The organism is Verrucomicrobiia bacterium (assembly GCA_035577545.1).
In the GTDB taxonomy this organism is placed as follows: Bacteria; Verrucomicrobiota; Verrucomicrobiia; order Palsa-1439; family Palsa-1439; genus Palsa-1439.
The window spans coordinates 1-14,051 of sequence record DATLVI010000026.1 but is presented as its reverse complement, the minus strand read 5'-3'; the positions used below and the strand labels follow the sequence as shown (position 1 = coordinate 14,051).

The following is a 14,051-nucleotide window of genomic DNA, read 5'->3' as shown; positions in this document are numbered from 1 at the left end:
CGATAGTAACAGGCGAAACGGAATTGTCGAGAACCGCCGCCGGTAGTCCAGCCTGTGGTCGCCACCTCTTTAGAATCAGGTCTTATGAAGTTGGTCAGCTGGTAATCCGGTCCAGCCTTGGGATTTTTGGAAAGACGTAGATCTTCAACAGAATAGGCACAAACACGCCGCTCGCCAGCAGGAGGGGGCCGGAGAACACAAATAATGGACCAGTCCATAGGTGGAGTTTCTCAAGTAGCCCCTTCTCAATGCCAATAACCATCGTGTTCATGAGGTAGATTACAAAGGTGTATTTACCGCAGAGCAACAGCCAGGATGACGAACGCCAACGGGGGACGCGGCACAACCCGTGCAAGGCCGGAATGGACAACAACGCAATCGGGTAGCTCGGCATGCTCCAGTATACAGATGCGACCAGGACTGCGATGAAAGTGGTAAGAGTGAAGCTGAAAAACCTGTCCACGAATGCCATCCATGCCGACGAACGGGCGGCCGCGTACCCGGCCGCCACAAACACGAAAGCATGTTCGGTGACCCGATCCAGACAAAACAGGGTAGGGCCTCCTACGAAATGGAGCACCAGCGCCACTCCCAGAAGCGGCTCCAACCTGTCCCTGCTGAGCCGCAGTGCAACCGGCGCGAGCAATTGGAATACGAGCAAGGCGTAAATGTACCAGAGGCTGGCGGCGTGGCTGGCCATTGGCCGGATCAGGATCTCCTCAAGACCCCGCCAGAAACTCTCCGGGGGCGACTGCACATGCAGGAAACGTTGTCCGATCACCTTGCCCACGATCATTAACCCGCCGAACAACAGGTACGCTGGCACAAAGCGCCAAAACTTGCGCACCGCATAACCACGATAGTCTCGCAATGTACGAATCGGGTTGTAGGCATAGAAGAAAACGAATCCACTGAGGAACATGAAAAACGACATGTGGAACCGGTAGAGGGCTTGGTCAACCACCATGTACCAGGCAAAGCCTTTCGGAAAGTTCCCCCCCTGCCAGGCCACGAGATGTCCGAACACGACGAGCACAATCGCCAATCCTTTGGCGCTATCAACGTCGTCCAACCTTGGTTTACCACTCATGTTCCTGGGGTGGCTGCGAGGCAGTAAACGAAGCTTTTACCAATACGGCACGGCCAAGGTCAATGCGGCAGTGGCCGTCCCGATGCCCAAGAAGCGCATTCGCATAAGCCAGCGTTGGCTAACTTGCAGCGTTTATACCTGTGTCCGTGGATTTCGCCGGTTTTCGTTTTCAGGGGATTGGCTGCCACCGGCAGTCCGGCTTGCGGTGGCGCGATACTAGCTGTACAATCCGCCTTCGTTCATGAAACTGCTGGGCATCTCTACCGACGACCTTCAGAACCCGCCGATGGCCAGGGCGTTTATCACACGGCTGACCACCTTGCTGGTGGGAATCGGGATCGCAGTGATTATTGGATACTGGTTGGGCAATGGACAAACATTCTACTTAACTTGCTCCGTGGGGGTATTGGTCGTCGTTCTCGTCGCCTTCGGGATGCAGCGAAAAGCCTGGATCTTGATTCCGCTGACCTATCTCATGACGGGCGTCCTCGGTAAATTGCCGCTCCGGTTGACCCCGCGGGATCTGGGTGTGCTGCTGGCGGCCACCTCATATGTGGCGTATCGGGTGCTATCACACGAGAACATGCGACCCAAGCTACATTTGTTGGATTTGTTGGTTGGGCTCAATGTCATTTACCTCGCGTTCAACCTGGTCAAGAACCCGATCGGTTTCCTCATCTTCGGATCCCAGAGCATCGGCGGCCGTCCGGTTGTGAACATCTGTATTGCGCTGCTGGCGTACTGGGTGATCATCCGCCTGCCAAACAACGTCACCTCGGTGTCGCGCATCCCCTACTACGTACTGGTATCAGCAACAGTTGTGAGCGGGTTGAATTTACTTTTGTATATCGTACCCTCCTTGACATCAGCAGTTTCGAGTTGGTACTCAGGTGTGGAAACCCATGAATATCTGGCTGTGTTGGCGGGCCAGCCTGGAATCCAGCGGCTGAAGGGATTGGCGACGTTTGGTTTCCAGTTGTCCCTCGTGTTGTGCGCGTACTACCCGCCGGCCACCCTGTTTGATCCGCGACGACCCCGGTTCTACGCAATGCTCCTCGGCACAGTCTGTATTCTGGCATCCGGGTTCCGCAATTTTATGTTGTGGGAGATGGCTGCCTTGGCAATCGGTGGTTGGCTACAGCAGCGCTGGCGGGAATTGGTGAAAGCCGGATTCTTTGGCGCGATGTTACTCGCGCTGCTGGTCTTGGGGCAGGGGCGAGTCTACCGATTGCCCGAGACGGTCCAACGGTCGCTTGCGTTCCTGCCGGGTCAATGGTCCCCAACCGTTGTTGCGGAGACGGAAGAAAGCACCACGTCGCGGTTCCAGCTTTGGAAAGAAGTGATTGAGTGGGGGCAGATCAAAGACTGGTGGCTCGGTGACGGCTTCGGCGCCAATCTCGAAGATGCCATCGCTACATATCGGGGAGGACACGGAAGCTACAAGGACTGGGTCATCCTCTCCGGCAGCTTCCATAGCGGGCCCCTTACTACGATTCGCTATGTCGGCATCTGCGGATTGGTGTTTTTGTACCTGCTTACAATCAGCGCCGCCTTCTACTCCTACCGCTGCGTCAACGAATGCCGTGGAACGCCGCTGTTTCCCGTCGCGATTTATTTTGCGATTCAATTGATCTGGGGACCGGTCCATTACACCTTCGTCTTCGGCGGCTATGACGGCTTTATGCCCGAACTGCTTTTTTACGTCGGCTGCCTGCGGTTGCTGTTCCGCATGTCGGATGAATTGAAACAAAACGCGGTTGCGGAAACGAGACCTGCTCCGGCGCAATCCCTCGTCAGCGCGCCGGCATGAACGTCCTGGTTTGGAACAGTTGGGTAGCTCCTCCGGTGGGTGGGATGGAGCGAATCGCGCTGGAGATTGCCCTCCAACTACATTCCCGCAAGCACACCGTAGTGCTCGTGGGAGCCTACGACAAGGCACCGGAACTGCGCGTAAAAATTCCCGCCGACATGCCGTACTATTTCTTCGACCTATATCGTAGCCGTATCAAACCTCACCTCGCCGCTGGCCGGTTGCTGGGACGGGTGATCCGGGATCACAAAATCGAAATCGTGTCCGCTCACGGATCCGTTTTCGCAAGCCATCAGGTCTGTCGCCGTCGCGGTATCCCCCACGTGTGGACAATCCACGGTGCGGAAGCGCGGCCTAATAGCCTCTTGGGCCGAATGAAGACCGCGGCACTGGCGCGCGTGCTTTATGACCCGCTCAGTCATGCGGTTGCCGTTTCGACTGCCACAGCCGAGATCATTCATCAGCAATTCCCCCGGCTGGACGCAGCCCATCTACATGTGATCAATAACGGCGCGCCGCACGAGGCGTCATTGCTGAAATTGCCGCTACCCCACGCGGGACCACCATGGCAACTGGGGTTCATTGGACGATTGGCAGAACGAAAACGTCCATTAGATCTGGTTGAGGTGGCCAGAAAACTTGACAAGCGGCTGGATTTCAAGCTGCATGTCTTCGGTGAGGGACCCTTGGAAAAACCACTGAAAGCTGCCATCGCTCGCCATCATCTGGAAAACCGATTCGTGATGCATGGCTACTGGGACAAGGGCAGCGCGGGCATGCTGGAACAGATTCAGGTGCTCGTGCATACCGACAGCGTCGAACCCTTCGGCGGCGCGCTGGTCGAGGCACAATTGAGTGGTCGCCCGGTCGTGGCCTACCGCGTCGGTGGCAATCCCGATATTGTCGAGAACGGCGCGACCGGATGCCTCGTGCCACTGGGCGACATCAATGCGTTTGCCGATGGTGTCCACGCCATTGCCGAGAAGAGTTTTGCCGATTTTTCGGTGGCAGCCCGTGAACGTGCCATAAAATGCTTTTCTTTGGCGCACATGGCAGACCAATATGTCGCGCTTTTCGAACGCGTATGCGCGAAAAACTAAAAAAGTTTATACCAACCCCTCTGTGGCAGGGCATGAAGCTCGTCACCACCGTCATGGGTTGGCGCCGTCCGCATGTGATGTTGACATCCCATGACATCGCGATGCTGGAGAAGTGGGGCCGCGACCGCCGCTCGCTGGTAGAAATCGGCCTTTTCGAAGGTGGTTCGGCCCTGATTCTGCGGCAGGTGATCCACCCGGAAGCGATCCTGACACTGATCGATCCGTTCGTACCGGACAGCATCTCGGGAATGCGCGGCAGTTACTGGATCAGCCGGGTCGTCGTCAATCGTTGTCGGCGAGGGCGGGTGGAGTTCATAAGAGATTTCAGCTTTAACGCGGTCAAGAACTGGAATCGGAAGTTGGATTTTGTCTTTATCGATGGTGATCACTCTGAGCAAGGCTGCCGGCAGGACTTTGAGGATTGGGAATCGCACGTGTCCCCGGGCGGCGTGATCCTGTTCCATGATTCGCGCAAGGGTCAGCCGTCCGTGCAGCCCTGGATGGGTGCCGATGGCTCGACCAAAGTCGTGAACGAATTATTCCGCCACCACCAGCATCCGCGCTGGCGGATTATCGACGAGGGCGGCTCCATTGTCGCGATTCAACGGGTGTAACGCATGCGCATCGCGTTGCTCGGGGATTTCGACACATTTCTTTTCCGCGGGGTGGAGCGTCCGCTCTCCCGCTCCTATTATCGCCTGAGTCCTGCGCTGAACCTTGCGCGTGGATTTGCCGAACTGGGAACCCGTGACATCCATTATCTCGTGGTGACGCCCGAGGTCGATCGATTGACCGTGGATGATGGCCCGTTCGGGAGATTGCATCGAATCCCCCAACCGCGCGGCTCCGGCAGCGCCACGTTCTTCCTGTGGCGCCGGCATTTGATCCTGAAAGAACTGGCGAAAATCCAGCCCGACATCGTCCACGGACAGGGCACGGAGGCGGAGTACGCGTTTACCGCCGTGACTTCCCCGTACCCGAACATCATCACCGTGCATGGCATCATGCACCGCGTGCATCGCGTCACGCCGCCGCCGTTGTTGTCGCTTAACCACGTGCCCCGCTGGATTGAAAAATTTGTGGTCCACCGGGTGAGTGACGTGATCTGCCTCAGCCACGAAGTGGAACATTTCTTCAAGGAACGCAGCAGCCGGGCACGCTGTCATTTCGTCCCCAATGCCGTGGCCCCCTGTTTCTTCGATGTCCAGCCGCAACCGCGCACGGAAGCTGGCTTCGCGCTTCTGTTTGTCGGGTCGATTTACCCGTTGAAAGGGGTCCACGACCTCATTGAGGCGTTCGCGGAAGCCCAGAAAAAGCTGGGGACCGGAATCCTGTTACGAGTTATCGGCCAGGCGGGTCGCGATGGCATCAAGTACGAAAAAGGGCTGCGCCGTCGCGCGGAAGAATTACGCGTCGCCGATCGCATCCAATGGCTCGGTGTGCTCAATGAAAGGGATGTCGCGCGTCACCTCGCTCAAAGTGACATACTCGTGTTGCCGTCCTTTCAGGAAACGTCACCGATGGCGGTGGCCGAAGCCATGGCTGCGGGAGTGCCGGTAATTGCCACGCGCGCCGGTGGCACTCCTGAGTTGGTCGAACAGAATCAAACCGGCCTGCTCGTCACCCCGGGTCGCAGCGATGAACTGACGGAGGCATTGTGCCAGCTGCTACCCAATGCGGCGCTCCGCCGTCAGTTCGGCGCGGCGGGTCGCGTCAAGGCGCTGGCTGCATATGCGCCACGGGTCGTTGCCGAAAAAACACTCGCGGTTTACGAAACGGTTCGTCAGAGGCACTGACAGTTGGGCGTTGGGGCCTACTCGTGGACGTTACGCACCAGATATTTCGGCTTGCGACCGATCTCGTAATTCATGCGCACGAGGTATTCGCCAACCATCCCCGTAATCGTCACTGAAAAACCCCAGAGTGCCAGTGACGTGGACAGCACTCCGAACGGCCAGGAATGGATAAGGATTCCGGCCAGCAAGCCTGCCCCGCCAAGTCCCACGGCCCCAATGCCAATCACTTCAACAAATTGAAACGGTTTCGTTGTCGCGCCCATGAACACCGACATAAACTGGTCTAACCGCACAAAGAAACCGTGCTTGGACCCTTCGCCACCGGGTCGTTCCTGGTGGCTGACGGGCACCTCGCCGACCTTGAAACCGAGCTTGGAAAAAAGCACCGGGAACCAGCCACGCGATGTTGAATAGTGCGATATCTCCTTGGCCGCCGCGTTGGTATAGGCCCGCAGAAAACAACCGTAGTCATGAATCGGCGTGGGCGCGTCATTGCGGATGAGATAGTTGGTAATCAGAGAAGGTAATTTGCGCGAAAGGAATGGATCCTTGCGGTCCGTCCGCCAGCCGCAGACCACGTCATAACCCTTGGCCATTTCCTCCAGCAGCTTGGGAATATCAGCCGGATCGTTTTGGAGATCGCCATCCAACGTAACGACGAAGGCGCCTTTGGCATGGTCAAACCCCGCGTACGTCGCGGCGTGCTGGCCGAAATTGCGCCGCAACTCGATGACCTTCAACCAGGGATATTGTTTACGAGCCTCAATCAGTTTGAAAACCGTCGTATCCTCACTCCCGTCGTCGACAATCATCACCTCCGCCGGTGATGGTAGCTTGGGCACAATCCGGGCGAGACGTTCCAACAGTAGTTCGATGTTGGCCTCCTCGTTGTAGACCGGGATAACAATTGTCAGGGCCGCGCTCACGAATGACGCGACTATACTAACCGAGCGCGACGATGATAAAGAGAATTATTCGCAACATGACAATTGGGATTGTTGCGACCACAAACGCACACTATCATTCATGACTAATATGCCTCTGGAGACTGGCGACGAACCAACCAAACGGGCCCAGGCGGAGAGTCGATTTTACGATCGCTACGCCGAACACCTTTCCCCGGAACGGCTCGCGCCTCAAGAAGTGTTTGCCCCGACCTGCCGGGAGAACCTTTATGTCCTCGAGCAGTTGGGCGATTTGCGTGGCAAACGCGTGTTGGACATCGGCTGCGGGCAGGGTGATACGTCGGTGTTCTTCGCCCTTGGTGGAGCCGAGGTTCACGCTTTGGATGTTTCAGAACGGATGGTGGCTATCACGAATGAATTGGCCCGACATCACGGCGTGGGCGAGCGGATAAGCGCGCAGGTTTGTCGTGTCGAAGACATGAAGTACACAGACGATTATTTCGATCTCGTCTTCGCTGATGGCGTTCTACATCATCTGGATATGCCGCAAGCGGTGCCGAGTATCGTCCGCGTGATGAAACCAGGCGGACGCGGTATCTTTCTTGAGCCACAAAGGGGGAGCATCTTCAGCGAAATCTATCGTCTCTTCGCCACCGATCTACGAACGGAGAATGAACACCCGCTCGAACAGCGTGACTTCGATTTTCTGGCCGGCCAATTCGGCCGACTGAGTCATCGGGAGTTTCATTTGGTGTCTCTGGTTCTGTTCGCAATGCGTTTTGCCTCACTGAAACTTTCGGGCCAGGCGTTTCCCTACTGGATGGATGAAGTGCGTCAGGGTCAGTATCACCCCAAACTACTGCGCCGCCTGCAGAGTGTCGATGAATGGGTGTTTCGTCATTTCCCGGCGCTACGCAAGTACACCTGGCTGACGGTGATCGTCGCGGAAAAGCCGAAAGGCTAGGTTTTTTTCGCCCGGATGATGTCGCAGACGTACTTGATCTGCGAATCGGTCAACTCTGGAAACATAGGCAACGACAGACAGCGGCCGCTGAGCCGTTCCGCGACGGGAAAATCACCGTGCTTGTACCCGAGCGACGCGTACACCTTCTGAAGATGCAGTGGCACGGGATAATGCAGCCCAGTGTCTATGCCCGCACCAGATAATCGCTCCCGCACCTCATTGCGGCGATCAGTCTCAATGACGTAGCAGTGCCAGACGCATTCGGAATCGGCGAACGTGGCTGGAGCCGTGGCACCGCTCCCGTCGAGCAATTCAGCATAGCGCCGCGCGTGGACGGCGCGTGCGGCGTTCCCGGCGTCGAGGTGCTTGAGCTTGATTCGCAACACGGCACCCTGAAAACTGTCCATCCGGTAGTTGTAGCCGATCTCGTCATGGTAATAGCGCTGGCTCTGGGCGTGGTCGCGCAGACTGCGGGCACGCCTGGTATAGGCATCGGTGTTGGTGACCAGCGCGCCACCTTCCCCGTAGGCGCCGAGGTTCTTGCCCGGATAGAAGCTGAAACAGGCGGTGCAACCGAACTGACCGACGCGCTTTCCTTGATACGTTGCTCCGTGCGCTTGCGCGGCATCTTCAATGACGGGAATGCCGTGTTTGGCAGCGATGGCGAGGATTGGTGACATCGCAGCGGGCATGCCGTAGAGATGCACGGGCACGATGGCCCTGGTGCGCGGGGTGATGGCCGCCTCCAGCTTCGTGGGATCAAGTGTGCGACGAACGGGATCGATGTCCACAAATACTGGTTTCGCCCCGACGTAATTGATCGCCCACACGGTAGCGATGAATGTAAACGGCACGGTGATGACTTCATCGCCGGGACCGAGGTTGAGACACCGCAAGGCCAGGTGTAGTGCGCTGGTGCCGCTGTTGAGGCTGACGCAATGGCGTACGCCGCAATAAGCGGCGAATTCCTGTTCGAAGTCCCTGGTGGGTGGCCCTTGGGCAAACGCCGTGGATTCGCATACCGCTTCCAACGCCGCCAACACTTCGTTACGAATCGCTTGATACTGGGCTTTGAGGTCTACGTACGGAACTTTAGTCATGGTTATCTGTCACTAAGTCGTTGCGGATAAATACGATAAATCCAAGAGCACCGGAAGCGAATTTCACCTGAAACGCCACCCTAACACATCTGGCTTAAGACACAATTTCAAATTCAGGCACTACCCGGCCACGACCCGGCTTGACGGGAGCGCATAGCTCCTCTAGGATTGCGGCTTGCGCGTTCGGAACGCCCACCTGATACAACTCGATATTTAGACCCGATCATGACCCCCACCGGCACAAAATTGCTCAACCATCTTGACGCGATGCGCTGCGTCTCTTGCTCAGAGCATTTGGAGTTGAGCGAGTCGGGTCTGCACTGTCTGGGTTGCGGCCAGCGTTTCCCGATTTCTGACGACGTGCCGTTTCTTCTCGACTCCCACGATAGCGCGAGCCAGGAACTGGCGGGGCACATGGAGGCTTTGTTTCGCTTCCCTGCGTTCTACTGGCTCAAGATCAATCTACTGCTGAAGTTGAACAAGACTGACGACCTGGACCTGCGGGATTATCTGCTTCAGAAAGCCGTCCTGGATGTCGGCTGCGGGCCGTTCTACTACGGCTACGATGCGACACTGGCCAGCAGCATTGTCGGGCTCGACCTCTCCCGCCAATTCGTCCGCGCGATGAACGAGCGCGATCCGAAGAACCTGTACCTTGTCGCCAATGCCAAGAAGATCCCCTTCACCAGGAAGTCTTTCGATGTGTCGTTCTTGCGGTACGTCATTCATCACATTCCTGGCGACACGAGCCAACTGCTGGCAGAGGTGGCCCGCGTCACACGGCAGTACCTCATCATCTTTGACCACGTCCGCTCGGATGTGCCGTGGCAACGGGCCATCCAAACGACCTACTGGAAATCGTTCGACAGTGGTCACCACTACAACACGATGGGTGAATGGAACGAATTGTTGCGCCCCTACAAGGTCGCCGCGTTCCGCCGCACCGGGCGCATGTTCGGCAACATCTGTCAGATCATTCTCGATTTGAGGGGACGTGATTGATGGGGCTGATGGACAAATCGTTCTTCGACGAGTTGTACCGTCGTGAAAAGAAACACTGGTGGTTTGATTGTCGCCGTCGGCTTGCCGGTGAGGCGTTGCGAAGATACGACGTGCGGCAGCCAGGACGCATCCTTGACATGGGCTGCGGCACCGGTGCGATGCTGGATGAACTGCAGCGATTCGGCACGGAGTTTGGCCTCGATGTCTCCGCGACGGCATTGACCTACTGTAAGAGCCGTGGTCATCAACGCCTGGCTCTCGGCGTGGGCGAGGACCTGCCGTGGCGCGAGGCGACGTTCGATGGAGTGGTATCGTTGGATGTGCTTGAGCATATCGAGAACGACACCCGCACGGCACAGAACCTTTTTCGTATTTGCCGAGACGGTGCCGTGGTGGTCATCACCGTGCCGGCAACACCCTGGCTGTGGACAACGCGCGACGACCGGCTCTTGCATAAACGGCGTTACACGAAGGCGCAACTCACGGCCGTCGCGCGCGGCGCCGGCTTTGAGGTCGTCAAGTGCAGCTATTACTGTGTGTTCTTTTTCCCAGTGGTCGCGGCGGTGGTGCTCTTGCACCGATTGCTCGGGCGTAAGCCAGATGTTAAAGATGACGTGCCGTCAGTGAATCCAATTCTGAATGAGGTGTTTCGTTGGCTTCTGCTAATGGAGCAATGGTCGTTGCGGTGGATCGATTTCCCTTTCGGCGTGAGCTTGTTTTGCGTGCTGCGGAAGCCCTCACCCGCCGGCAGCCGCAAGGAGGCTTGACCGCCTCCCGCTTTTTCCCTAGGGTACGCGGCGATGCGCCCGATGGAATCGCTTCAACGTCGCCCGGCCTGGCCGGCGCTTGTATTGTTCGTGGCAGCTTTCTTCCTGCGGTTGTTTCTGGCGCCTGACCTTGGCCCCTTTCCCAAAGATGTCGAGGTCGGCGTCGCGTATGGCGCCTACGGGGCGGAACATGGTGTCACGAAGCTGCCGGATTTGTTTACCGAAAAGAACTGGCCGGTCATGTATCCACCGCTGTTTATCTACCAGGCGGCGGCCATTGGAAGAATTGGCGCCCACCGACTGGCGGCGCTGGAGAAGACCTACCCGGATGTCGCTGCCGCGTGGCTGCGCGTCCGCTACAAGCTGTTGCCGATCATTTACGACATACTGACCGGGGTTTTGATTCTGTTGGTGTTGGCAAAGTTCGCCCCACCACCGTGGCCACTGCTGGGCGCAGCTTTCTATCTGTTCAACCCATGCGTGGTCATCGATTCGGCCGCCTGGGGACACCTGGATTCAATCCATTCGTTTTTCATTGCCTTGACGGTTGTGTGCCTGGGAATGGCGTGCGGGCCACGACAGGACCGTTGGCTGGTCGGAGCGTGGCTGATGTTCGCCCTCGCGGTGTGTACCAAGCTGCAAAGTATCGTCATGATCCCCTTGCTGGCGGTGATAACCCTCCGGCGACGGAATGTTGCGGTCGCGATGGCAGGAGTTGTGATCTTCGCGCTGGCAGTATTTGCCCTCTACAGCCCGTTTTTGATGGCCCGGAGTTGGGACTACTTTAATTTTGTGTTCGTTAAGTCCTTCACCGAAGGCCGGTTTACACAGCTCAACGCGTTTAATTTTTGGGGATTGGGTTACGTCGCGCCTTCGACGAATAGAATCCTGGGAATTATCTCTTACGGGCGTCTGGGACAACTGGCCGCTGCGATTTGCACCCTTTGGCTCTGTTATTGGATGTTGAGGGATCGCGGCGTCCAAACGAAAACAGATGAGGCTCTGCGCTCGCTGGTTGTCGCGGGGGCTTTTGCCTGCGTGATGCCGTTCATGTTGCTGACGCAAATGCGTGAGCGATATATCGCGCCGGCCATTCCGCTGCTGGTCTTGGCCGCTTGCCTGGATCGTCGACTCCTGTGGGTCTGCGTGGGCTTCTCTCTGACGTACACGTTAAATCTTCTTCACGTCCAGCGCCACATATTCGCCGGGCCGGACGAAATGGCCGTGGTAAATGCGAGCAATTTTGCCCTGCGCATGTTTGGATGCTTGGTCAACATCGGCCTGTTCGTGTGGTTCACGTATCGGCTGCCCGTGCTTGTGCGCCCGCGTCAGGCGTCCACAGCCTGAGACCGGTTTCCTGCGTGTTTGCCACGACATTGACGGGCTATCTCCTGAAATTCGTCACTAGGAAAGTTTTCCTCGTACTCGATGGTAGCGTTTCGTAATCTCTGCCGCCAATGAGAACGGTGAGTCACGTGTTTGGAACGAAGGTGGTCGATTATCTGTTGAAGTTCATCACCGGCATTCTCATCACCCGCACTCTGGGGCCTTCGGACAAAGGCATCCTGACCTTTGCGATGCTGGTGGTGACCTGGACCGTAACATTTGGAAACCTGAGTTTCTTTGACGCGAACATCTACTTGTTGGGAAGCCGCCGCTTCTCTCTTTCCGAGGCCGCAATGACGTCGTTTGTCTTATCGCTCGCGTCCGGACTGCTTTACGCATTACTGTTGTTTATCATCGTCAGGTCCCGATTGGTGCATTGGCCGGTGGGCAACCCCTGGGTATTCTTGGCCCTCCTAATGACAATCCCGTTCAATATTCTGGCAAATAATTCGACCAGTATCCTGCAGGGACTGAGCTGGTTCAAATTATACAATCTGCTCACGGTCACGGCCTCGTTCGTTTACCTGGCGGCGGTGGTTGCAGCCAGGTATCTGGCTGAGGATCGATTGGCCGGCATTGTTGCCGCCACCGTTGGTAGTAACATCCTCATCGCCGCGATAATGGTGTTCTGCCTTGGCAAGGCCGCAAATTGGAAGCTTCGATTCTCAGGTCGCTACTTGAGGGAAGGGTTGCTGTACGGCTTGCGTGGCCATGTGCGCGTGCTTTTGACGCAGGTTACAGTGCGTTTCGATCAGTTCGTCCTGGGCGCAATGTTGGAGCCGGTCTATTTGGGCTGGTATTCGGTGGCTGCTGGCTTGAGCGAAGGCCTGCTCATGCTGCCGGATTCCGTGGGCATGCTTCTGTTCCCGCGGGTGGCCGCGGAACCGAACACCGCCGCTATGCTGGCGGCGCGGGCCTGTCGTTGCACTCTACTCGTGACCCTCGGCGCGGCAGCAGCGCTCGCAATGTGTGGCAGGCTGTTGATTGGGGTGCTCTACGGCCACCGCTTCTATCCCGCGGCCAACCCGCTGTACTTGCTTTGCGGAGCCATCGTGTTTCAGTCTGCCTCGCGAGTCTTGCGCAACTATTTTTATGGTGTGGGCCGTCCACAACTTTCGCTTTGGTCAACGGGTTCAGCGGGGGTGGTGATCGCCCTGCTGATTTTCCCGCTCGTGAAAACCTATGGGATGATTGGGGCCGCCTTAACCAGCCTGATAGCCCAGGTGATCGGGGCCACTGTGGATGTGCTGCTGGCAACGCGCGTTTCGGCCATGCCCACCAGCCAGTTCATCTTCCCGCAGAGGGCGGATCTGCGTTTGGCTGTTTGGAAGCCATAGCGGCAGCAACGAGATCGAGTACCTTCTCCGGGTCCTGTTGCTGTTTAAAACGGATTATCACCGGCTCTTCGCCTAGTATGTTCGTTTTCATCTCGCGACCAAAACAGTCGGTAAACGTCATTGTTAACGGCATCGAATGACCTTCTGTGCACCAGGCAATGACGAATGGTTTGTTGTCCGCTGATTTCCATGCGTACAAAAAGGCGACATTCCCGAGTACACGCCGACCGACCGATCGTGCGCCGTTAAGCCAGTGGCATGTCATGAGAAATGCCGAGGTTTTGGGATGTGGGCCCCGCGGAGCCGTCACGCGATCCGTCGATGCATCCCATCCGTACACCTCGAGATTCGGACTCCGCGGCACCTGGTTGAACAGAGCCAGCACGTGCGGGATCAGCACCTCAACCCCCGCCGCGCGGTACATGACGGTGGTCTTGATGGCGCGGCACATGCCGCGGTACCAGTCGAGGTTGGATCGGTACGCCGGCAGGGTGGTCGTGTTGGTGATGCCCAGCGCGCTCTGGCCGTACAGGCCGAGTTCATCGACCAACAGCGGTTTCTGCGTCGCAAAGTTCCCAAAGTAATAGCGGAGACGGTCGGTCTCCAGGATCGGCACCCAATCCGGCGTGCCGTAATCCTGGTCCGGCGCATGGTAGCCGCGATTGTAGTCGTGCCAGGACCAGCCGTCGAATTGGTTAAGGCTGTTGGTCATGGCCAGTGACTCAGTTCGTACGAAGTCGGACCAAGCCGGTCCAATCACCTGGATCGATGGATTGATGGCCTTGACCGCCTGG

At 57.3% G+C, this 14,051-nt stretch carries 13 protein-coding genes; 9 read left to right on the top strand and 4 right to left on the bottom strand.

The genetic code is table 11. The annotated features are described in order from the left end of the window. Positions 1-94 precede the first annotated feature (94 nt). Positions 95-1,090 carry an acyltransferase gene (locus VNL17_08890; protein ID HXI84191.1) on the bottom strand — a complete coding sequence of 332 codons (996 nt, stop codon included), beginning with the start codon at positions 1,088-1,090 and terminating at the stop codon, positions 95-97. A 241-nt stretch (positions 1,091-1,331) separates the two neighbouring features. Between VNL17_08890 and VNL17_08885 the strand changes: the two genes are divergently transcribed. The 4 genes from VNL17_08885 to VNL17_08870 are packed head-to-tail and all read left to right on the top strand — an operon-like array spanning position 1,332 to position 5,796. Further along, the gene (locus VNL17_08885; GenBank protein ID HXI84190.1) at positions 1,332-2,900 is read left to right on the top strand and encodes an O-antigen ligase family protein; all 1,569 of its coding nucleotides are present in this window, start codon (positions 1,332-1,334) and stop codon (positions 2,898-2,900) included. Continuing rightward, entirely contained in the window at positions 2,897-4,000 is a 1,104-nt protein-coding gene (locus VNL17_08880; GenBank protein ID HXI84189.1) for a glycosyltransferase family 4 protein, read from the top strand. Before VNL17_08885 ends, VNL17_08880 begins: the two co-directional genes overlap by 4 nt. A gap of 32 nt (positions 4,001-4,032) precedes the next feature. Further along, a complete protein-coding gene (locus VNL17_08875; protein HXI84188.1) occupies positions 4,033-4,614 on the top strand; it encodes a class I SAM-dependent methyltransferase in 582 nt (193 codons plus the stop codon). A gap of 3 nt (positions 4,615-4,617) precedes the next feature. Continuing rightward, the gene (locus tag VNL17_08870; protein HXI84187.1) at positions 4,618-5,796 is read left to right on the top strand and encodes a glycosyltransferase family 4 protein; all 1,179 of its coding nucleotides are present in this window, start codon (positions 4,618-4,620) and stop codon (positions 5,794-5,796) included. A 17-nt stretch (positions 5,797-5,813) separates the two neighbouring features. Here VNL17_08870 and VNL17_08865 read toward each other — a convergent pair whose 3' ends face one another. Continuing rightward, positions 5,814-6,722, bottom strand: coding sequence for a glycosyltransferase family 2 protein (locus VNL17_08865; protein ID HXI84186.1), 909 nt, complete (start codon positions 6,720-6,722; stop codon positions 5,814-5,816). Positions 6,723-6,822: 100 nt separating this feature from the next. On the opposite strand from VNL17_08865, the gene VNL17_08860 reads away from it, so the two are divergent. Next, entirely contained in the window at positions 6,823-7,665 is an 843-nt protein-coding gene (locus VNL17_08860; protein HXI84185.1) for a class I SAM-dependent methyltransferase, read from the top strand. On the opposite strand, the gene VNL17_08855 is transcribed toward VNL17_08860, so the two are convergent. Continuing rightward, a complete protein-coding gene (locus tag VNL17_08855; protein HXI84184.1) occupies positions 7,662-8,765 on the bottom strand; it encodes a DegT/DnrJ/EryC1/StrS family aminotransferase in 1,104 nt (367 codons plus the stop codon). The genes VNL17_08860 and VNL17_08855 overlap by 4 nt on opposite strands. Before the next feature lie 225 nt (positions 8,766-8,990). Here VNL17_08855 and VNL17_08850 point away from each other — a divergent pair, with 225 nt between their 5' ends. The 4 genes from VNL17_08850 (at position 8,991) to VNL17_08835 (ending at position 13,257) form a co-directional block, all read left to right on the top strand. Next, positions 8,991-9,767: a class I SAM-dependent methyltransferase gene (locus VNL17_08850; GenBank protein ID HXI84183.1), complete on the top strand. Its 777-nt coding sequence runs from the start codon at positions 8,991-8,993 to the stop codon at positions 9,765-9,767. Positions 9,768-9,775: 8 nt separating this feature from the next. Beyond that, on the top strand, positions 9,776-10,534 hold the full coding sequence (locus VNL17_08845; protein ID HXI84182.1) for a class I SAM-dependent methyltransferase: 759 nt from the start codon (positions 9,776-9,778) through the stop codon (positions 10,532-10,534). Positions 10,535-10,576: 42 nt separating this feature from the next. Then, on the top strand, positions 10,577-11,881 hold the full coding sequence (locus VNL17_08840) for a hypothetical protein (protein HXI84181.1): 1,305 nt from the start codon (positions 10,577-10,579) through the stop codon (positions 11,879-11,881). 110 nt (positions 11,882-11,991) lie between these two features. After that, positions 11,992-13,257, top strand: a complete 1,266-nt coding sequence (locus VNL17_08835) for an oligosaccharide flippase family protein (GenBank protein ID HXI84180.1) — start codon at positions 11,992-11,994, stop codon at positions 13,255-13,257. On the opposite strand, the gene VNL17_08830 is transcribed toward VNL17_08835, so the two are convergent. After that, positions 13,208-14,051 (bottom strand): hypothetical protein (locus VNL17_08830; protein HXI84179.1); only part of this gene is annotated, 844 nt, incomplete at its 5' end. The two genes, VNL17_08835 and VNL17_08830, sit on opposite strands and share 50 nt — an antisense overlap.